This is a genomic window from Paenibacillus sp. FSL H3-0310 (genome assembly GCF_038002785.1).
Taxonomy (GTDB): domain Bacteria; phylum Bacillota; class Bacilli; order Paenibacillales; family Paenibacillaceae; genus Paenibacillus_AQ; species Paenibacillus_AQ odorifer.
Genome location: NZ_JBBODC010000002.1, coordinates 344,806 through 366,358, shown reverse-complemented (window position 1 = coordinate 366,358; position 21,553 = coordinate 344,806). Strand labels below are relative to the sequence as shown.

Annotated in this window: 16 protein-coding genes; 11 read left to right on the top strand and 5 right to left on the bottom strand. The window is 47.6% G+C overall.

What is annotated here, in order from left to right; all coding sequences use genetic code 11:
• The first annotated feature begins 13 nt into the window (after nt 1–13).
• The 3 genes from MHH63_RS21070 to MHH63_RS21060 all read left to right on the top strand — a co-directional run bounded on the left by MHH63_RS21070 (nt 14) and on the right by MHH63_RS21060 (nt 2,751).
• Nucleotides 14–1,306 carry a stalk domain-containing protein gene (locus MHH63_RS21070; protein ID WP_341172081.1) on the top strand — a complete coding sequence of 431 codons (1,293 nt, stop codon included), beginning with the start codon at nt 14–16 and terminating at the stop codon, nt 1,304–1,306.
• Nucleotides 1,307–1,407: 101 nt separating this feature from the next.
• Nucleotides 1,408–1,959 (top strand): peptide deformylase, encoded by a 552-nt coding sequence (gene def / locus MHH63_RS21065; RefSeq protein WP_076186335.1) that lies wholly within the window; start codon nt 1,408–1,410, stop codon nt 1,957–1,959.
• A 171-nt stretch (nt 1,960–2,130) separates the two neighbouring features.
• Nucleotides 2,131–2,751: a hypothetical protein gene (locus MHH63_RS21060; RefSeq protein ID WP_341172080.1), complete on the top strand. Its 621-nt coding sequence runs from the start codon at nt 2,131–2,133 to the stop codon at nt 2,749–2,751.
• A 568-nt stretch (nt 2,752–3,319) separates the two neighbouring features.
• Here MHH63_RS21060 and MHH63_RS21055 read toward each other — a convergent pair.
• Nucleotides 3,320–4,636, bottom strand: coding sequence for a glutamate-1-semialdehyde 2,1-aminomutase (locus MHH63_RS21055; protein ID WP_076307388.1), 1,317 nt, complete (start codon nt 4,634–4,636; stop codon nt 3,320–3,322).
• Nucleotides 4,637–4,760: 124 nt separating this feature from the next.
• Complete coding sequence (locus MHH63_RS21050) at nt 4,761–5,807, bottom strand: LCP family protein (RefSeq protein ID WP_076282484.1); 1,047 nt, start codon at nt 5,805–5,807, stop codon at nt 4,761–4,763.
• 105 nt (nt 5,808–5,912) lie between these two features.
• On the opposite strand from MHH63_RS21050, the gene bcp reads away from it, so the two are divergent.
• From bcp to MHH63_RS21030, 4 genes are all read left to right on the top strand, one after another.
• On the top strand, nt 5,913–6,380 hold the full coding sequence (bcp, locus tag MHH63_RS21045; protein WP_076130528.1) for a thioredoxin-dependent thiol peroxidase: 468 nt from the start codon (nt 5,913–5,915) through the stop codon (nt 6,378–6,380).
• Between the two features lie 123 nt (nt 6,381–6,503).
• Nucleotides 6,504–10,787, top strand: coding sequence for an acyl-CoA dehydratase activase-related protein (locus MHH63_RS21040; RefSeq protein WP_341172079.1), 4,284 nt, complete (start codon nt 6,504–6,506; stop codon nt 10,785–10,787).
• Nucleotides 10,788–11,003: 216 nt separating this feature from the next.
• The gene (locus tag MHH63_RS21035; RefSeq protein ID WP_076130529.1) at nt 11,004–11,456 is read left to right on the top strand and encodes a MarR family winged helix-turn-helix transcriptional regulator; all 453 of its coding nucleotides are present in this window, start codon (nt 11,004–11,006) and stop codon (nt 11,454–11,456) included.
• Complete coding sequence (locus tag MHH63_RS21030) at nt 11,453–12,964, top strand: DHA2 family efflux MFS transporter permease subunit (protein WP_076106051.1); 1,512 nt, start codon at nt 11,453–11,455, stop codon at nt 12,962–12,964. Before MHH63_RS21035 ends, MHH63_RS21030 begins: the two co-directional genes overlap by 4 nt.
• Nucleotides 12,965–13,048: 84 nt before the next feature.
• Here MHH63_RS21030 and MHH63_RS21025 read toward each other — a convergent pair whose 3' ends face one another.
• Nucleotides 13,049–13,354 (bottom strand): zinc ribbon domain-containing protein, encoded by a 306-nt coding sequence (locus tag MHH63_RS21025; RefSeq protein ID WP_052096752.1) that lies wholly within the window; start codon nt 13,352–13,354, stop codon nt 13,049–13,051.
• A gap of 95 nt (nt 13,355–13,449) precedes the next feature.
• Nucleotides 13,450–14,391, bottom strand: a complete 942-nt coding sequence (locus MHH63_RS21020; protein WP_076303427.1) for a helix-turn-helix transcriptional regulator — start codon at nt 14,389–14,391, stop codon at nt 13,450–13,452.
• 150 nt (nt 14,392–14,541) lie between these two features.
• On the opposite strand from MHH63_RS21020, the gene MHH63_RS21015 reads away from it, so the two are divergent.
• Nucleotides 14,542–15,804, top strand: coding sequence for an MFS transporter (locus tag MHH63_RS21015; RefSeq protein ID WP_076303426.1), 1,263 nt, complete (start codon nt 14,542–14,544; stop codon nt 15,802–15,804).
• A 14-nt stretch (nt 15,805–15,818) separates the two neighbouring features.
• On the opposite strand, the gene MHH63_RS21010 is transcribed toward MHH63_RS21015, so the two are convergent.
• Nucleotides 15,819–16,487 (bottom strand): DedA family protein, encoded by a 669-nt coding sequence (locus MHH63_RS21010; RefSeq protein WP_076106058.1) that lies wholly within the window; start codon nt 16,485–16,487, stop codon nt 15,819–15,821.
• 107 nt (nt 16,488–16,594) lie between these two features.
• Between MHH63_RS21010 and MHH63_RS21005 the strand changes: the two genes are divergently transcribed.
• The 3 genes from MHH63_RS21005 (at nt 16,595) to MHH63_RS20995 (ending at nt 21,449) form a co-directional block, all read left to right on the top strand.
• Nucleotides 16,595–17,968 carry a polysaccharide deacetylase gene (locus MHH63_RS21005; protein WP_280753248.1) on the top strand — a complete coding sequence of 458 codons (1,374 nt, stop codon included), beginning with the start codon at nt 16,595–16,597 and terminating at the stop codon, nt 17,966–17,968.
• A 132-nt stretch (nt 17,969–18,100) separates the two neighbouring features.
• Nucleotides 18,101–19,459, top strand: a complete 1,359-nt coding sequence (locus MHH63_RS21000; protein WP_076186321.1) for a DUF58 domain-containing protein — start codon at nt 18,101–18,103, stop codon at nt 19,457–19,459.
• Nucleotides 19,428–21,449: a transglutaminase family protein gene (locus MHH63_RS20995; RefSeq protein WP_341172078.1), complete on the top strand. Its 2,022-nt coding sequence runs from the start codon at nt 19,428–19,430 to the stop codon at nt 21,447–21,449. The genes MHH63_RS21000 and MHH63_RS20995 overlap by 32 nt, the downstream gene beginning before the upstream one ends.
• Nucleotides 21,450–21,553: the final 104 nt, after the last annotated feature.

Sequence of the window (21,553 nt, the reverse complement as noted above, 5' to 3'; positions counted from 1 at the left end):
TGGGAGGGATACGATGCTAGGCAATTGGAAAAAAATTTGGGCAGCTGGCATAAGCAGCCTGCTTTTGTTATCTGCGCTGATTAGCGTAGGAGCAGGCACGGCAAATGCGGCTGACACGACTGCAATACAAGACTCTGGGCAAGATGTCTTTCGCATCGTAGCTCTAGGTGATTCCATTACTGCTGGCTACGAGCCAGGAATGACGGACGTGAATACTAAGCCATACGGCTATGCGGAGAGATTGCTTGAGCAGGGCTGGTATCATGGCAGAAGTGCACTTACTAATTATGGTATTCTAGGGCTGACTACGGCCGGATTACGTAATTACACAGGAGCGATCAAGGATGGTTCAGTGATTACTGTTGAAGGAGTTCAGGCAGGTCTCCCAGATCCACGAATAGAGCAGTTCGTGAAGCTAACTCCGCAGATCGCAGCAGAGCTTAAGGAAGCTGATCTGATTACCATTACGATTGGTGGGAATGATGTAAGCAGTCTGTTCTTGCAGTTCAAGGAGCTGACGGATGCAGATTTCCAAACACAGCTGGACCAGCGGCTAGCGGATTATCAAACAAATGTGAAGGCAGTGCTGGAGAATATTCGTGCGGTAAGTCCGCAAACGACGATTATACTGGCCGATCAATATCAGCCTGCCCCTAAGGTTGCGCTTGGTCAAATGTACAACAGATTAATGACGGCAGCGGGCAAATTTACGGAAGCAGCGGATAGTGTAGCTGCAAGCGTGAACCAAGAGGGAGCGAAGGTGCTTGTAGCTCATGTTGCGGCTAAGTTTGCCGGGGTAGAAGGCTCGCTGACACATATTATTGGAGCAGGGCAAACTGATTTTCACCCGACGCAGCTTGGATACGAGACTATTGCTAAGGTCTTTGCGGAGTTACAATGGGGAGAGTATCGCGTTCCTACTGTAGCTACAATGGCTACTGCATCGGTACCGATGGCGATTGTAGTGAAGGGCGTGGAGTTGAATACACCCAATAAGCCTATCCTTAAAAATGGGCAGAACTTTTTGGCGCTAAAAGATATTCTAAATGCCGTGGGCGCAAGCGGGAAGTGGGATAACAAAACCTCCAGCGCTACCATCGTGTATGGTGGAAGAACCGTTGTGATCACCATTGGCTCGAAATTTATTAAGGTGAATGGAGAGAACGTGGCTATTGATACTCCAGCTTTTCTGCAAAAGGTAGGCAAGGAGGACAAAACCTACTTACCCCTTGCCGCTTTGGCGACAGGACTTGGATTCGATGTTAATTACAGCAGCAAACTGCGAACTGCTTTCATAAATCCATAAAGCTGCATACTATACATCATAAGAAATTAAATTAAGCCCGTAAGGAAAAGGTGGATGGAATATTGTCTAGTTCAAAATATAATGCTGAATATATCATCACCATGGATGATATAGTGCGGGAGGGTCATCCCGTACTTCGTACCGTAGCACAACCAGTGGAGCTTCCATTACACGCGGAAGATCGTGAGGCTTTGCAATGTATGCTTCAATTTCTGAAGAACAGTCAGGACCCGGAGATTTCCGAAGAATATAAGCTGCGCTCTGGCGTAGGTCTGTCGGCGAATCAAATCGGACTGGAGAAGCGTATGTTCGCGATGTATCTTACAGACGAGAGAGGGCGGGCTGTAGAGCATGCTTGGGTTAACCCTAAGATCATAAGCCACTCCTTGTCTATGGTGTACTTACCAGAAAGCGAGGGCTGTCTGTCCGTTGATCGTCCCGTGCATGGCTTTGTACCTCGGTATGAAACCGTGAAGGTGAAGGGTTATGATCTGGAGGGCAAGGAGGTTGTCCTTAAATTTAAAGGCTACCAAGCTATCATCATCCAGCATGAAATAGACCATCTCGATGGGATTATGTTCTATGACCGAATTAACAAGGAGAATCCGTTTAAGCTGCCTCAGGGCGTGGAGATCCGGAACTTATATGAGTAGGAGAGTAACTCTGAATTAAAAAGCGGGCGACCTTACAGCGTAAAGCTGATGGTCGCTTTTTTTTTTTTTACCTATCGGCAAGATTATGATATTTCAAATATTTTAAATCAATCGAAAGGATGTACCCTTACAATTAATGGATTTAAATTAGTAATAAGAGGAGGACCTTAAATGAACTGGAGCAGAATGCCAATTAGAGGATTCGCCAACGAATACAATGATGAGGTTAAAAAGATTGATGAGCAGATTTTGAGCCTGATTCATGAACGTAAAGCTATAACAGGCAAGAAACGATTATCCCCTGATAGTAAGCTACTTGAGGAATGGGTAACTAGATTCGAGATGAACACTACTCAGATTGTGCAGCATTTGCATCTTATGAATGAAACTGTACCCAGAAGACAATATTGGGAAGAGCCTGGTTTATTGCTGGGAGTGCTTCCGATTGTGAAGCGGACGGTCGTTGAAGAATGCGAGTATATACTTACGCATGCTATGCAGTATGAAGCCTTCAGCATAGTTACTGTGGAAATCAAATATTTAAAAGAAGCTGTAGGACATATTCATCTTCGAACGGCTTTAACGCTTGAAGTGGCGGGTGAGAATGAATATGAAGTGCAGCCGCATGGTGGTCATGGAGGTGGAGCGCATACACAAATGCAATTCTTGGTCGCCCCCACGCTGCCGGAGCATCTGGAGGGTGTAGAGTTTTCACTGGTACCTGGGAGCGAGCAAATGTTAAGACCGTTAATGACTGAGATTACGTTGGACAAGCAGGTGGATTTTACATGAGAGCAGTAGAATATTTGGACTTCCAAACGCTGTTAGCGGATGAAATCCATAGATAAAGGTGGTCACTATCGCTCACACTCTTACAAAACGATTCTTTCTTTAACCCCTAGAACTATATACGGTGTGTATTTGAGCTTTTTGCGGTGTGAGCTACAGAGCCATTAGGGAAAAACTCCCTGAAAATAACCTATATTCTCTGTAAATGAACAGAATTAGGGATTTTCTCCCTAAAAAACGGGGTAAGTTCCTTGTTTTCCACTAAATTAGCTAAATTATAGGGAGGATTTCCCTGATTATCTATTCAAGCTCCCTAACCCTTGTACTAAACTCCGGGAATGTCTGGCGATACCTGTTACGTAGCCTAGAGAAATTGACGCTTGAGATAAGCTGGCTTAAGCTTGCCACAAGCTACAGAGGCAGGCCGTGGATGAGTAAAAATGCAGAGCAGCGATCCTCCAATATAGGAGAATCGCTGCTCTTTTAACATTTGCGGTTTATGGGACTGGGACAGCTCCTTAATCTATTCAGCTTTTTTTAGCTTATGAAGCACTGCCGTTTCAAAACAATCTTATTTCTCAGCCGCCATAGCGCGGAAGGATTCTTCAGCTGCGATAAGTGTAGCATCAATATCTGCATCAGTATGTGCTGTGGTCAGGAACCAAGCTTCGTATTTCGAAGGGGCAAGGTTAATGCCACGGTTCAGCATATGCCGGAAGAAGCTGGCGAACAATTCGCCGTCTGTATCCTGAGCCTCGTCATAATTCGTAACCGGATGATTACAGAAATGAGTGGAGAACGAACCACGGATGCGGTTGATTGTCAGTGGAATGCCATGACGGTCTGCAGATGCTTTAAGTCCATCGGCGAGGCGGATTGCAAGCCGATCCATTTCTTCGTATACACCCTCTGCACTCAGAACCTCTAAACAAGCAATCCCTGCAGAGATAGACGCAGGATTGCCCGCCATTGTGCCGGCTTGATATGCCGGTCCAAGTGGAGCTACCTGTTCCATAACATGCTTGCGGCCGCCGTAAGCGCCGATAGGCAGGCCGCCACCGATGATTTTGCCAAGTGCAGTAAGGTCAGGAGTAATGTCCTCATGATTATCCAGCCCCGCATAGGTTTGTGTAGAACCATAATGGAAGCGGAAGGCAGTAATGACTTCGTCATAAATAACAAGGGAGCCATTATCGTGAGCCAGCTTGCAAAGTCCTTCGAGGAAACCAGGCTTAGGCATCACCATGCCGAAATTCCCCACAATCGGTTCAACCATAACAGCTGCGACATCTTCGCCCCATTTCTCCAGCGCCTCTTTCAGGCTGTCCAGATCATTAAAGGGAACGGTGATTACCTCCTGGGCGATACTGCTTGGAACACCGGCACTGTCTGGAATGCCAAGTGTAGAAGGTCCGGATCCTGCTGCTACAAGCACCAGATCAGAGTGGCCGTGGTAACAGCCAGCGAATTTTACGATTTTGCTGCGTTTTGTATAGGCACGGGCTACACGAATCGTTGTCATAACCGCTTCGGTTCCGGAATTGACGAAACGTACTTTATCCATAGATGGAATGGCTTCTTTTAGCATTTTAGCAAGTTTAATTTCGAGCTGGGTTGGGGTTCCGTAAAGAACACCATTTTCTGCTGCTGTAGTAATTGCTTTGGTAATATGAGGGTGGGCATGGCCGGTAATGATCGGTCCATAGGCTTGGAGATAATCGATATATTCATTGCCGTCTTCATCCCAGAAGTGAGATCCACTGGCGCGTTTCATAAATACAGGTGCTCCGCCGCCAACGGCTTTGAAGGAGCGGGAAGGGCTATTTACACCTCCAACGATATGCTGGAGGGCTTCGTGATAAAGTTGTTCAGATGTGGAACGATTCATAATGTGATCATCCTTTCGATTGTTGGTGCTCAAGGGAACGGGCGAACAACGGTGTTTTCCGTTGTCCGCCCGTATTATACCAAGTCACAGCTTTGTGTACATGTGAACTTTGCTTGTCAGGCCCTTAATGGGTCCCGGCAGAACTGCTATTGGAGGTGTTCTCCGATGTAGGGGTTGGTGTTGGCTCAGGACCATTTATGGTATCCTGTATAAATTCTTTTAGCTTCTTTTCGCTACGAATTCCGATAACCTGTGATCCGTCACTTGTAGTCTCCTCAGTGAGCAGATCCATTGGCGGAATTTGCTCACTGCCACCCATACTGCTATTATACCCTACGCTTGCCAGCTTCCACATATCATTAACTGACATATTGGTTTCAATATAAGGCGTAACCTGCGACAGGATATTTGGCAGCTTGACAATGGAGGTGGTGCTGATCAACTTATCAGCCACAGCCTTGAGAAAACCGCGTTGGCGCTCGGTTCGAGTGAAATCGGAGGTAGCGTCATGCCGAAAGCGAACATATTGTAGCGCCATGTTGCCGTCAAGATGCTGATATCCTTTTTTTAGATCAATATCATATTCCGGACCGTCTGCAACGGTTTTGTAGACCATATCTTTTTCGACTTCATAATCCACACCCCCAACGGCATCAACCAGCTTGATGAATCCTTGGAAGTCCGTGTAGACATAATATTGAATTGGGATACCGAGCAGATCGCTGACGGTCTGCATCGCAGTATTAGGTCCATAAATAATCGCTGTATTAATACGTTTCTCGCCATGATCTGGAATCGGAACGTACGTATCTCTCAGTATTGAAAATACACTGATTTTCTTCTTCACAGGGTCAAGAGAAGCGACGAGCATTGTATCTGAACGGGGGATTTCCCCTTTCTTCACACCTCGGGCATCTACACCCATTAATAGGATATTAACAGGCTCTGTACCTTCCCACTTAGGAGGCTCAGGGGTATCGACATCAACGGTCTCTGCATTTTGAAAAGGTGAATCTTCAGTATTCGACATGCTACCAAGCTCATTGTAAATGGTTGTAATGTAGAAAATGGCCCCACCGATAATAAGGAGGAGTATAATGGCCAGCGTCCAAAGCAGCGGTTTCTTTTTTGACTTACCAGTCTTTGCGTGCCTTTTCTTTCTAGGTGGCATTTCTCGTTCTTCCTTTCGCATTCACGTTGACTACATTATAATTTCTTTTGGGGATACGTGCAATTTAGGAATAATTACCCAATCTTAAGAAGGAGTGGATATATCTTGATCGAAGTAGCTATTGGACAAAAAGTACCCAATTTCACCCTTCCCTCTTCCAATGGGCATGAGGTTAGTTTGAGTGATTTCTTGGGCCGAAAGGTCATCTTATATTTTTACCCTAAAAATATGACACCAGCCTGCACGCAGGAGGCCTGCGAATTTCGTGATGCTTTTGATCAAATCACGGCGGTGGGTGCGGTTGTTCTGGGCATTAGTCCGGACTCTTTGGCATCACACGCTAAATTTACAGAGAAGCATAGTTTGCCCTTTCCACTGTTGTCTGATGAGGATCATAGGGTAAGTGAAATGTTCGGCGTATGGCAGCTCAAGAAACTTTACGGCAAAGAATTTATGGGAATTGTGCGATCTACTTTTCTGATTGATGAGCAGGGGATATTAGTGGAAGAATGGCGGAAGGTACGGGTAAAAGGGCATGTCGCAAACACGATAGCAGGGATAAGCGAATCATAAATTTTACTAATTACTTTTTATAGATGTCTATTACATTTTTAACAGCTTATATAAGGTGTTGTCATGATATAGTTTCCTCATAATTGCTTCAAATTTGGAGCAAGAAGAGGTGGTGGAGTGATAATGCTGCATATTGGGCTTGATATCGGATCAACTACTGCTAAATTAGTTGTCATAGAGCGGGACATCATTGTTTATCAAGACTATATAAGACATTATAGCGATATTAAAAAAGCGGCCCTCTCTCTTCTGTCTGATGTACGCGACAGATTCCCAGAGAGGGGAGCTAGGCTTACTGTAAGCGGTTCCTCGGGGTTGTCTTTATCCAAATTAGGTGGAGTTCCCTTTATTCAGGAGGTGATAGCCTGCACGAAGGCGATCAGTGCGCTGATTCCGGAATGTGACACGGCGATTGAACTGGGTGGAGAGGACGCTAAGATAATATATCTTCGGGGCGGCATTGAGCAGCGTATGAATACAGCCTGCGCGGGCGGAACGGGAGCGTTCATCGATCAGATGGCAGCGCTGCTGCAGACCGATCCGGCAGGCTTAAATGTTTTGGCGGAGAAGCATGAGCGAATCTATCCCATAGCTTCACGCTGTGGTGTATTTGCCAAAAGCGATGTACAGCCGCTGCTTAATGAAGGAGCACGCCGGGAGGATGTGGCGGCTTCGATCTTTCAGAGTATCGTTAATCAGACGATTAGCGGTCTTGCTTGTGGACGTCCGATTCGAGGACGGGTGGCTTTTCTTGGCGGCCCGCTGACCTTCCTGCCTGCCTTGCGGCAGCGTTTTGCGGAAACGCTGGAGCTGGCGGAGGAGGATATCCTGTTCCCGGAACGCTCACAGTATTTCGTGGCGATTGGAGCTGCGCTCTCCGAAGCTGATCCAGTCGTATTGCCACTTTCAAGCTGGATCACGCGAATTGCGGCGGTTGATTTTACTGCGGATCGAGCTGCGGATGCTGAATTGCCTCCGCTTTTTGAGAATGCCGCTGAGCTTGCAGAATTTCGGCTTCGTCACGGCAAAGCCTCTGCAGCGAGATCAGATTTAGCCTTATATCGTGGACCCTGTTATCTAGGAATTGATGCCGGCTCAACCACAACTAAACTCGTGTTAACCGGTTCGGCTGACGAAATTCTCTATACCTTTTATGGCAGCAACAAAGGCAACCCGCTGCATTCGGTCAGCGATGCACTGAAGGAGATCTACCGGGTTCTGCCTGAAGGCTGCCATATTGCAGGCTCATATGTGACAGGGTACGGTGAAGGGTTAATCAAGGCCGCTCTGCGGACGGATGGAGGAGAAGTAGAGACTGTTGCACACTATAAGGCAGCTTCCAAGTTCATGCCAGAAGTAGATTTCATACTGGATATCGGTGGTCAGGACATGAAGTGCATCAAAATCCGTGGCGGTGCTATCGACAGCCTTATGCTCAATGAAGCTTGTTCAGCCGGTTGTGGCTCTTTTCTGGAGAGCTTTGCCTCTGCCCTCGGACTTGGGATCGAGGAATTTGCCAAAACTGCACTCGGAGCGACTCAGCCTGTTAATTTGGGCTCGCGCTGCACGGTGTTCATGAACTCTAAGGTCAAGCAGGTTCAGAAGGAGGGCGCATCATTAGCGGATTTATCGGCGGGTCTTGCCTACTCTGTGATCAAGAATGCTCTGCAAAAGGTAATTAAAATCCGCAATCCGGAGGATTTAGGGCGAAATATCATCGTTCAGGGCGGTACCTTCTATAATGAAGCTGTATTGCGCGCCTTTGAGTCCTTGACGGGGCGGACGGTGGTTAGACCGGATATAGCTGGCGTAATGGGAGCTTACGGCTGTGCACTGATTGCGCGTGAGCAAGCAGGGGTTAACGGATCCAGTACGCTGCTTGGACCAGAGGAGCTTGCCAGCTTTAAATATGAGGTCTCCTCAGGCCGCTGTGGCCGCTGTGGGAATAACTGTGCGCTGACGATCAGTCGTTTTCCGGATAAGAGCTTTTATGTGACCGGCAATCGCTGCGAACGCGGCGCAGGAGTCAAAAAAGAGAAAAATGTCCTGCCGAATCTGATGCAGTATAAATATGAACGGTTTTTTGAGTACGAGAGTTTACCGGAAACAGGGGCATGGCGGGGGACCGTCGGGATTCCGCGTACCATGAATATGTTTGAGAATTACCCGTTCTGGCACACTTTTTTCACCAAACTGGGCTATCGGGTGATTCTCTCCCCTAAATCAAGCAAGAAGCTCTTCGAAAGCGGCATGGATACGATTCCTTCAGAATCGATATGTTATCCTGCGAAAATGGCCCATGGACATGTGCAAAGCCTGATCGGTAAAGGTGTCGATTTTATTTTTTATCCAGCGGTGGTGTATGAGAAAAAAGAAGATGAAGCTGCGGATAATCACTTCAATTGTCCAGTGGTCGCCTCTTATCCCGAAGTCATTCGCAACAATATGGATGGGTTAAAGGACAATGGAATCAAGCTTGTCAGTCCATTCCTGACCTTTGATGATATTTCTGCGCTGACCAAAGGGCTGGTGAAGACATTTACCAGCATTCCGCGAGAAGAGATTGCGTCCGCGGTGCAGGCGGGACTTACAGAGGCTGATAACGCCAAAGGTGATGTGCGTACCAAAGGGGAAGAGACCCTTGTGTACCTAGCTGATACTGGAACCAAAGGAATCCTACTCTGCGGGCACCCTTATCATGCCGATCCTGAGATTAATCACGGGATAGCGGATATGATAACCGGGATGGGACTCGCCGTGCTGACAGAAGATTCTGTCTGCCATCTGGACCACAGCGAAGGGGATGTGGCTGTTGTTAATCAGTGGACCTACCATGCCCGGATGTACCGTGCAGCCCGCCTTGCTGCAGTCCGCTCGGATCTGGAGCTTGTTCAATTGACTTCCTTCGGCTGTGGGATCGATGCGATCACTTGTGATGCCGTACAGGATATTATGGAAAGACATAACAAGGTATATACATTGATCAAAATCGATGAGATCAGCAATCTTGGTGCAGCGCGCATTCGGCTTCGTTCATTGCTGGCGGCAATGCGTGAGCGTGAAAAAGGTAAGGTAGTGCCGCAAAAGCCGCCAAAAGTGCAGGCTAATGTGTTATTTACAAAGGAAATGAAAGAGACCTATACCATTCTTGCGCCACAGATGTCGCCTATTCATTTTGAATTGTTTGAGCAGGTGTTTCGCGATGCCGGATACCGCCTGAAGATACTTGAGACGACCGGACCCGAAGAGACAGAAGAAGGTCTGAGATACGTTAATAATGATGCGTGTTATCCGGCAATTGTGACGATTGGCCAGATTCTGTCGGCGCTGAAAAGTGGGGAATACGATCCAGATCGTACTGCTGTGATTATGTCACAGACGGGTGGCGGCTGCCGGGCTACGAATTATATTTCTTTGCTGCGCAAAGCCTTAAAGGATTCAGACCTTGAACAAATTCCGGTGATTTCACTCAACGCTTCAGGGATGGAGAATCAGCCGGGTTTCCGTATCAGTCTTAAGCTGGCGAATCGGTTGATAGCTGCCGCTTGTTATGGTGATCTTATGATGCGGATGTTAAATCACTTTAGGCCGCATGAGGTTGTTTCAGGAAGTGCGGAAGTTCTATTCCGCAAAGGGATGGAGCGTTGCAAGGCAAGCTTATCCAACTTTTCATTCCGAGAATACAAACGCCTGATTCGTGAGATTGTTGCAGAGTTCTGCAAGCTGCCCGTTACAGGTATTACTAAACCAAGAGTAGGCATTGTCGGTGAGATCCTGATCAAATTCCATCCGGATGCCAATAACCGCATTATAGAGATGATCGAGGCAGAGGGCGGGGAAGCGGTAATGCCGGATTTCCTGGATTTCATTTTCTATTGTGTATATAATCCGATCTACAAAGCTGAGCAATTCGGCAAAAGCAAACGGCTCGGCTATATCAATCCCATGCTGATCTCTTATCTGGAAATTTACCGTAAGCCGATTAAGGTTGCCCTTGAGGATGCGGGGCTGGCTAAAGGACGGGAGAATATTTATGGTCTTGCCGAGAAGGCCAGCCGACTGGTGTCCGTAGGGAATCAGATGGGTGAGGGCTGGTTTTTAACCGCAGAAATGATGGATTTGTTGGATAATGGTGTGAACAACATCGCCTGTATTCAACCGTTCGCGTGCCTGCCCAACCATATCACCGGGCGTGGGATGATTAAAGGTCTTAAGGAATTATATCCGGGTGCAAATATCGTGGCGATTGACTATGATGCTGGAGTTAGCGTAGTCAACCAAGCGAATCGGATTAAGCTGATGATGTCAATTGCCAGCAGCCAGGAAGAGACTAAGCCATCTAATTTAAAACTGCAGGATAAGCCTCAGCAGCAGACTTTACCTGAAAGTTCATACAGCTTAACCTGAGCATTGTTCAGACGAAAAAGCGGGCCAAGGATCTACCTTGGTTCGCTTTTTTTATGCTTTGTGCACTTATGTATGATTTTCATGTTTTTCCTGCAATATAAAATTACCTTTCAGAAAGTTACAGCAAAATATTGACCGAAATTTAGTTAAGGTGTAAAATAGTACGCATGCGAACTATTAGATGGTCTAACTAATTAATTCTTTGGAGGTGAAGATTTGGAAGATAAGGAGCAGCAATTAGATGATATTTTCTCCTCTTTTCGCCGGATTAGCCATGCATTTCAGCAGTTGCTGTGGAAGGATGCCGAAGAGCTGGACATCACACCAACACAGTTGATGGTTCTCCGCAAAATATCTGCAAATCCCGATATTGGCATTACAGATCTTGCCGAGCTATTACATTTGGGGAACAGTGCAGCGAGCGGCGTAGTGGACCGGATGGTGAAAGCCGATTTGATCACAAGACAGCGCTCTGAGGTAGATCGGCGTATATACAACTTGGCGATTACTGAAAAGGGCAGAGAGATCAGGGAAAGAAGTAAGCAATCGCTCAGAAGACACTTACTTCCACTATCCAATATACCTGCCGAGGATGCAGGCGAATTACTTAGGATTCATACCGAAATCATTCAGATCTTAGAGCAGGGGAGAGACAAACAGAATTTATGAGTACAATTACAGGTAACGCTGCAGCGGCAACTAAGGGAATACGTAGAGGACCGATTATTGCAGCGCTCTTAATAGGTGCATTTGTCGCACTTTTGAACCAAACACTTCTTAATGTGGCATTGCCGAGCATAATGGACGATCTAAAAATCGCAACGAATACGGCACAGTGGCTAACAACGGGATTTATGCTCGTGAACGGTGTGCTGATACCGATTAGTGCGTTTCTGGTGGAAAAGTTTACGACCCGCCAGCTATTCATCACCGCGATGTCACTTTTTTCGTTAGGTACACTTGTCTGTGGAATCGGAACAGGCTTTGAAATGATCATGGTCGGCAGAGTCATTCAGGCGGTTGGCGCAGGGATTTTGATGCCGTTAATGAATATTGTGTTTCTTCGCATCTTCCCAATTGAAGAGCGGGGAAAAGCGATGGGGCTAATGGCGGTAGCCATGATTTTTGCTCCAGCTGTAGGTCCAACGTTGTCAGGGTGGGTAGTTCAGAACTATTCTTGGCGCGTATTGTTCTTTATCGTTCTTCCGCTGGCTATTCTTTCTACCTTGCTAGGTATGAAAACAATGCAAAATGTAGGGCAAACAACTTCTCCGAAGCTGGATAAAACGGGTGTTATCCTGTCTACCATTGGTTTTGGGGGATTGTTGTACGGCTTCAGTGATGCTGGAACCGATGGTTGGGGAAGTGCAACAGTCATTACCTGCCTCATTGTGGGTGTGATTGCACTGGCTTTATTCGTATGGAGAGAGCTTAAGGCTGAGACACCACTGCTTGAGTTCCGGATTTTCAGATACAATATGTATTCACTCACGACATTAATCAATATCATCATTACGATGGCTTTATATTCGGGTATGATTTTGCTGCCGATTTATTTGCAGACGATCCGTGGCTTTACGCCAATGGAGTCCGGTCTTATGCTGTTGCCGGGAGCCATTCTAATGGGAATTATGTCTCCAATCACGGGGATTATATTTGATAAAATCGGGGCAAGATGGCTGTCTGTGGTAGGCCTGATTATTACAGTAATTACGACCTGGCAATTCAGCCAGCTTACAGACAGTACGACGTATACGCATATGATTATTACTTATACGGTTCGGATGTTAGGCATGTCGATGTTATCGATGCCGATTGTAACGGCTGGACTTAACCAGCTTCCACAGCGTTTAAGCTCGCATGGTACAGCAATGTCGAATACGTTGCGGACGGTCGGAGGCGCGCTGGGAATGGCGTTGTTCGTCAGTCTAATGACCAATAAGACGAAGAGCACAATCACTGATACGCTTATGAGCGGAACGGTTTCGTTAAACGATAAAGCAGCGATGCTTAAGCTTACGCAAGAGGCTACAATTAGCGGGGTTACGCATGCCTTTAACATTGCTACCTGGATCACTGTAGTTGCTTTGGTATTGGCTTTCTTTATTAAAAAGACTTCACCGCAGCCAGACTTCCTGAAGACGGAAGAAGTGCAGCCACAGCAGGACAATCAATAAAAAACTGGGTTAACAAAGAATGGAAAAAGGAGCGTCCTACGAACTGTTATGGTTCCGTAGGGCGCTTCTTTTGTTGTGATGCTATTAGTTAGCTGGAGACACAGCTGCAGGATCGCTCCAACGTTTCAGATGTGGCAGCTGCTCCGCGAGAAGTTTACGGGCAACATTCTCATCCATTCCTTCTTCGACCATATAGCCTGTACAAATGTCAGCCATTTCTTGCAACGTGATGTTAGGCTGTTTGAATGCGCCATTCTCATAGCAGTACACGCAGTAATCTTCGATCTTGTTGCCATTCTGGTCCGTTCCAAGCAATTCCGCCGTAGGCATTGGCATCCCACAGCTTTGACAAATTTTAAGATCTCCTTGCTCTACATGTTCATGTCCCATATTTAACACTCCTTTAAAGGTATGCAAGCTCTCGAGCGCCCGCTTTAAGTTCAGTATAGAACAATAAACCTGACGACATTCCGTCAGGTTTATTGTTAGGTTGTATATTTTGCTGCTATGCCTGCTGCAAGCTGCCCCAGCTTTTGCCGAATATGCGGTGGCTCTAAGATTTCTACATGCATCCCGAAGCTTAGCAGGAAACCATACAGCCATCCATCCTCAGGATAGTTGATGGTAACCTTGTAACCTCCATTACCGTCGGGCAGTAGCTCGGTAGAATCAAACCGCTCTTCCGCTAGATGTTTGCTTTCAGCCTTAAACTGCAAAACGATGGGTGTTGCTGTTGTTACGGTTGATCTCTGATACTCGTTGCTCCAAGGCAGCTCGCTTGCATCCACATCTTTTGCAATAAAAACTTGGGTATTCTTAACGAGCTCTTTCATGCGCAACAGCTTAAATAGACGGAAATCCTGACGATTGAGACAAAATCCATATAAGTACCATGCTTGCCCCTTTAGCACTAAAGTATAGGGCTCTACCGAACGCTGGCTTGTCTGACCCGCAGCATCCACATAATCAAAGTTTACGGTCACGCTTTCCTCAAGTGCTTCTTTTAGAGTGGCAAGCTTTTCTTCCAGAATACGTTGAAGACCCCATGGGGAGAAGTCGATGATGAGCTGAGTCGTTTTGCTGCGGAAGGCGGCGGATTGGGAGGGCGGGATTACGCTGCTGATTTTTTCCATGAGCAGAGTATGTTCATTTCCTCCATAAGACGAGATGCTCTGCAGAGCCGTGAAAATATCCGCCAGCTCACGATCCGTCAAAACATTGCGGTCCAGCCGGTATCCTTCCATAAGCCCGATCCCACCGTTCGCTCCCTGATAGGTAACGATAGGAATTCCGGCCCCATTAATGCTTTCAATATCACGATAAATCGTGCGCACAGATACCTCGAACATATCGGCTAGCTCCTTCGCCTGAATTAGGCGGCGGTTCATTAGCAGGATAACGATAGAGAGCAATCGATCTATTTTCAAAAGACAATTCCTTCTTTCCCGGAGATTTCCGTGAAGTAATGCTGTATTTCATCTTAGCAAATCCTTGAAAATAAAGCATTGTCATAAATTAATGATTCGATTAATATCTAATTAGATATATGTTTAAATAGATGAAATGAGGTTTATTTAATGAATAATCACTCAGCTGTTGCGATGTTTAGGAGTCACAAGGGATATTCACGATTGTTCACAGCCGGCTTGATCAATGGAATTGGTGATCGTTTTACTAGCGTTGCAGTACTAGCGCTGGTTCTGCAGTTGACGGGATCAGGCATGGCGGTAGGAATTTCGTTAGGTGTGAGACTGCTTCCTTATTTATTTCTGGCCCCGCTTGGAGGCATACTTAGCAGCAAAATTCCACGCAAATATATCATGATAGCTACAGATATGCTGAGGGTCCCAGTAGCCTTAGCCTTTTTATGGGTGGATGGGGAGGAGAAGCTGTGGTTGTTATATATGGCAAGTTTTTTGCTGGCAGCGGGCGAAGCCATTTACAGCCCTGTTCGTAGGTCCACTATCCCCTTGCTCGTCACCAAAGATTCTCTGCTGACCGTCAACGGACTAGAGCAGTTAATGAGCGGCTGCGTGCTGATCCTTGGAGCGTTCAGTGGAGGGGTGGTGTCGATGTGGTTTGGTCCGGAGGCAGCGTTCATTATGAATGCAGTGTCTTTTTTAATCGCAGCGATGTTAATTTACGGTATCGATTTTCCACAACATACGGAAATGGTGACGGTGGCTAAGAAGGCTACATATTCTCCTGAGGGGGACTTAGAAAAATCCGATAAAGAAGCACAATACGGTCGGCTGCGTGCTCTGGGAATGGTAATTGGCGGAAGCTTAACGTTGCAGGTCATTTTCGGTTATGAGCTGTTGGTGCCGTTGCTAAATGGTCTGGATAATGTACTGATCAGTGTCTATGCGATACAGGTATTTCACGCGGGGGATATTGGAGTAGGGGCATTTTATGCGGCGCTTGGCATCGGTCTTAGCCTTAGTTTTTTTACCTCACGTTATTTAAAAAAGGGGCTGCTGATTGTAGCCATCGGAGGGCTTTTACTAGAAGGTGTATTACTGATGGGCATCAGTGTCAGCAATCATTTTGCGGCAGCATTTATGTTATACATCCTGCTGTCATTTGCCGGGGGGACGGGGAATGCCTGTCTGGATACGCTCGTTATGCAGGAAACCCCATCTGCTATGCAGCCCTTTGTGTTTGGACTCCTGTCTGCAGTAGGAAATACGCTGCTGGGATTATCTATGCTGTTCGCCGGGTGGCTATTAGAAGGGGTAGAACCAAGAATGGTAGGGTTTGCTGGGGGAGCGGGATTTGCCATAGTTGCGCTTTTACTCGCAGGATACGCGGGGGTACGCAGCAAGAAAAAACGTACTTAAAAAGGGCGGTGGCTTCACCGTCCCTTGGAAGTTTTTTTAACCTGAGTCTGTAGCTTAATGGCAGCTTTGCGCGGGAACAGGCGGATGCTTATCTTTTTGCGGTAGCGATACAGGATTACAAGGGCAGCTATAGCTACACCGCCAGAGATAATCCATAGTGCATATAACTCGAATAAATGGAAAATACCCATCCACTGCGGACCAAATACCCGTCCTATGCCAAGAAACAGCACTACCCAGAATAACGCTCCACTATAAGCGTAGAGGGCGAATTTACGGAAGGGCAGCGCAACTATACCAGCAAAATAGCCGGTAAAGTGACGAACGCCTGGAATAAAATATCCGATGGAAATAAGGATACTGCCGTATTTCTCGAACCATTTTTGCGTTTTATCCAGCTTGGCAGGGGAGAACAGCAACCACTTTCCGTATCGCTGGATGAAGGGCATTCCGGCTTTTAAGCCGACAAAATAGGTGAGGGTCATCCCGGCTGTGGTCCCAGCAAACGCCACTAGAATCAACGTTATGAAATCAAGTCTTCCCGTATAGGAAAGAAAACCTGCAAAAGCCATGGTAGTTTCTCCGGGAAACGGCAAGGCAACGAATTCGAGCAGCAATCCAAAAAACAATACGCTATATCCATATTTGCTGAATAATTCTTGTATAAAGTTCAGCATTTCCATAAGATTCTCACTCTCCAAGGGGCAGTTGCCTTATTCTATTTTGAAGCTTGTCTTCATACAATCTACCAAATGGCTTTTGAGCCAATAGAATGCTGGAGGTAGAGAAGATGAAAGGTAACAAAAACACTCACGGCCGCCGAAACTTGATAAGCGGATTGCTTGTTATGGTTGTAATCGTCATCGTAATGCTGGGATGGAACGCAGGGGAGAGTGTAGATTCTTGGATGAATCGTTCATTACAGTCCGCAAGTGCGGAGTCTGTCTCTGTTAAGAATAATCTCCCGTTAGTGGCGATGCAAGAATTGCCTCCTAAAGCAGAGTCCATTGTGACTGCTTCTCCAGAAGTTAAATTGAATTCCAGTACGGCACAAGTATCCAAGGTGTCGACAACATATTCAGCAATTGCGGCCGCAAAGAAAGCTTCAAAAACGGTCTATATTACATTTGACGACGGACCGAGTGACAATACCTTCAACGTTCTAAAAATTTTACAGCAGCAAGGTGTGAAGGCGACCTTTTTTGTCCTTGGTAATCAAGCGAAAAGCCATCCAGAGCTAATTAATGCCATATGGGAACAAGGACATGCTATTGGCAATCATACCTATAATCATAATTACCATGATTTATATAGTGGATTCACTGAATTTTGGAGCCAGATTAAAAAGACCGAAGAAATTGTTCGGGGCATTACAGGGGTTCGCCCACAACTTATCCGCGCCCCGGGCGGAACCTTTGATCACTTTGATAATACCTACTTCAATTTGTTGAAGCAAGCCGGTTATATCGTTACGGATTGGACGGTGGACAGCGGGGATTCCAAACGCAAAGGGGTACCGGCGTCAGAAATCTTAAAAGAGTCAACTGCAGATCTGAAGTCCTCTCGGGTTATTCTGCTGCTGCATGATGGCGGCGGCCATCAGGAGAGTGTTAAAGCACTGCCTGATATTATTGCGCGCTATAAGGCTGCTGGGTACAGCTTTGGCCTTTTAGATGAGACGGTGGAGCCTGTACAATTCAGAGTCTCCTCAAAAGCAAATAGCTTGGGCAGAGTGAAACCTTCGGAAGCTTGGATCACCTCGAATATCATACCGAATGCAGAGCTGTTTGCGCCCGGCAAACCTTTAGTGCTGGAGGTTGGAAAGCTGGAGACGAAGCTGGCGCCAGGTGAATATGCTCTGCAAAAAGGGAAATATATGGTGCCACTTCGCGCTGTGATCGAACGGCTGGGAGGGCAGATTAGTTGGGATGCGGGCAGTCGCAGTGGGAAGATTGCCTGGAACGGCAAAGATATCATCGCGGATGTGGCGAACAAGGAACTCCTGTTAAATCTTCCTGATCATGTTCAAAAGATAAACGGTGCCAGTGTGGAGATGATTGGCGGTTCTATCTGGGTATCGCTGCGTGAGCTGCTGGAGACAGCCGATCATCCTCCTTTAAATATAAGCGTGACGGAAGGTGAGCGCCGGGTAATAGCCTTCTGAGATTTAGCGCTCAGGCAGTTTTTTTAAAAGAAAAAAACAATGTCTGGGCACCCTTTTTCATGGGAAGAATAGATAGTAATAAGTTCCTCAGCTGGGAACAAGTCTAGACCCAAAGGAAGGGTGTTCGTTCCATTGTCCTCTTCAAAAAAAGTAGAACACAAATTAAATAACAAGACTGAAAGAGTTAGAAGCTATCCGCGTAGCCGTAGTGCGTTGGCTGAATGGCTGCGGATGCTGACTGTGGCTGGAATTATAGGTGTTTTATATGCATGGCGCGGAGGCGCATCACTCTTATTTCTGCTGATCGCTGTAGGCGTTATCATGGTTGGCGGACTGATTGTTCAACTTTCAGGTCCACGGGCGATAAAGATTGAACGGACAATCACTCCAGTAAGACCGATAGCTGGAAGTACACTGCTTGTGAAGGTGCGGGTGAATTTCTCTGCCCGGCTTCCACTGCCATGGCTGACTATCGCTGATTTTTGGGGGGACAGAGGACATCACAAGCTACTGTTTCCGGGATTCAGACGCTCTTTTGAATACACCTACCTTCTTGAGAACATGCCGCGGGGACATCATCATTTGCAGGGCTGTAGAGTAACCTGGGGAGATTTGCCCGGCTGGTTCACAGGCCGATCTGAGCCTGCTGAAGAGCATAGCGTTAAAGTGCTGCCAGCCCCCCTATATTATGGCGGAGCAGTCCCGGACAGCGGCTTTATTAGCGGTAATTCGCTCTATTCCAGAAGGGGAAGAAGCAGCAATGATGAGACCATGGAATCGCGGGAATATGAGCCCGGTGATCCGCTTAGCCGAATTCATTGGAAGAACAGCGCCCGGCTAGGAAATCTGCAGAGCAAAGTTCCAGAGCGTGAAAAGGCAAGAATGAGCTGTATCGTGTTGGCTAATGATCCCAAAAGCTATGAGATTCCAGCCAATGCACTTACACCTCGTGGCAGTCGGGAGGAGCAGCCTCCGGTATTTGAGAAGGCGGTGTCAACGGCGATGGGGCTGATGCTCTTTGCTGAGCAGTCAGGTGCTTATGTCCAGTTATTTAGCGGAGGCTGGCCGGAAGGAATGGCTAGGCATGAAGGACTGGGTAAAATCCCAGGGAGAGTGCTGGATATTCTAACTGATATTTCTCCGAATGGAACAAGAACCCTGTCCGAGCTGTTGGAGGATGCTTCTAGAGGCTGGATTCCGGGAATGACCGTTGCTATAGTGACCGGAAGATTAGAGGAACAATCCGCTAAGGTTATCGCTAAATTCTTAGTGCAAGGTGTAAAAGTTGAGCTCTATTATGCTTGGGATCAGCCAGCTCCGCTGCCTGCTGAGGTAATGCTGCAGGAGATCCGCCAGCCTGTGCGGGGAACGGTCGGGGATAGTCTGGGTCGTCTGGGAGCACGGATGTTTTGTCTGGATGATGCATTGCCAGCTTACAGGCTCAGGGAGGTAGAGTACCATGAATCATCCGGAAAACCAACGCTACGGTAAGCGGATACCGGGTGACACAAGCTTCTCTATGAATGAGCACAGTGGGAAGGAACCAAAGCAGCTCCATTTGGAAAAACTGGAGAACAGTCATGCCGGTAAACAGAGAAAGATACCTCTGTATTATCGCATGCTGTTCTCTTTGGCTATTTTGGGGCTGTTTTTAGAATGGCTGCTCCCTTTATATAGAACGACTTCATTGGAAGATACTGCTAGATTGCTGCAGATTCTGATGATTTCTGCTGCCGTGCTGTTGATGTGGGGAATCCTTCAGATTCCCGGGTGGCTATTGCTAAGTATCCAATGTTTGATGATCGGCACAGCTTGGCTATATCTATGCAGCGAGGGCGTAGGGACAGGATGGCTGGGCATTTATGCAGTAGAAATTCCAAATGATCTGATTTTGCTCTTTTCCGGGCATGTCTCTCAGCTAAGCGAGATCAGCAGACTTTTGATTTTGATTGTTGGCTGGGGGCTGCTGGTATCTTCGGTGCAGCAGCTTGCACTTTTCAGAGGAAGCACGCTGCTGTTTACGGCGGTGACCCTCATTTATCTATTAGTTCTGGATATTGGCTTTGGCGTTAATACGACAACGGATGTTGTAATATCAGTCGGGCTTATTGTATGGATGCAAGCAATGAGTGGTTTGCTCCGTCTGCGGGAACGGGTGGGCAGCATTCACCTGCCGTATGCCCGATGGGGAGTTTTGGCATTAGCGGCTGCTATATTCGTCATGATGACAGCATGGTTTGGTGGGCAGGTATATGAAGTACGACCGCCTAACCAAACTACACTCCAGTCAACCTTTGAAAAGCTGCAGGAATGGGCTTCGGGCCATATGCCGGAAGATAATGAGGCTATACCTGCAGGAACAACAGGGTATAGTACAAATGATGGAGAACTGGGTGCTCCATTATCACGCAATACCGAGCCAGTCTTCACAGCGTTGACCAGTCAGCGTACCTATTGGCGCGGGGAGAGCATTGCCTATTATGACGGTCGCCGTTGGATCAGAGGTGGTGAGGAGTTTACTCCGCTTAACTTGTCCAGCCTGCCTCAGATTCCGGCGACGGTAACCACTACTAATGGGGGGCGGACTTTGCAACAGCGGATACAATTTGCTATTCCCTCTTCCGGTGGAATTCCTGTATTCAATGCGGGTACCATAACGGATGTTGAGACAGTTCAACTATCCAATGGCAGCCAGCTTGGTTATGTTCTGGCGAATAAGGACAGGGATACCTTTCGTCTGCCAGATTCGGTGGGGTCAACTCGGATCACTGAGTATATAGTTGATTCTATACTTCCCGAGAGTAATCCAGTACTGCTGCGCGGTTTGGGTGACGCTGATCCACAAGAAATAAAGAATAAATACTTGCAGCTGCCTGATTTATTACCTGAGCGAGTGAAAGCTCTGGCAGAGAAGCTCACAGCTTCCTCGGGCAACCGATATGATTCCGCAACCGCCATTCGGGATTATTTGCAAAACGGGTATTCTTACACGCTGGATACCATGGTTCCGCCAGCTGGGGCTGATTTTGTGGATCATTTCCTGTTTGAGACCAAACAGGGTTACTGTGTGCATTTTGCCACAGCGATGACCGTATTGCTGCGAAGCACAGGTATTCCAGCGCGGTATGTTCAAGGCTACGGACCTGGAACCCAGCAGGAGGAAGCCATGCCGGCGAAGTATTTAGTCACCCAAGGGGATGCGCATGCTTGGGTAGAGGTTTATTTTTCCGGCGCAGGTTGGGTTCCTTTCGATCCGACGCCGGGTCCTGCGCTTGCGGCTGGCTTCCCTGCGCCGGCACGGCCTGCGGCCGCAGCAGTCGCACCGCAAGCAACGCGCGCAGCGCGGAACTGCCCGCCCTGCCGCTGGCCGGCGGGCCCTTTTCAGCGCCGCTCGCTGCCGCGGCGCTGCTTCCCGCCGCCGCTTGGCGCTGGCGGCGCAGCCTGGCTCTGCTGCTGGCCGCGCGTCGCGGCAGCAGCTTGAGCCGGGAGAGGCAGCTGCGCGCGGCCTCTCTGGCTTGGCACGGGCTGGCGGAGCGGTTTGGACCGCCGCCGCCCGGCGTTACTGGCAGGGAGTATGTGGACTCC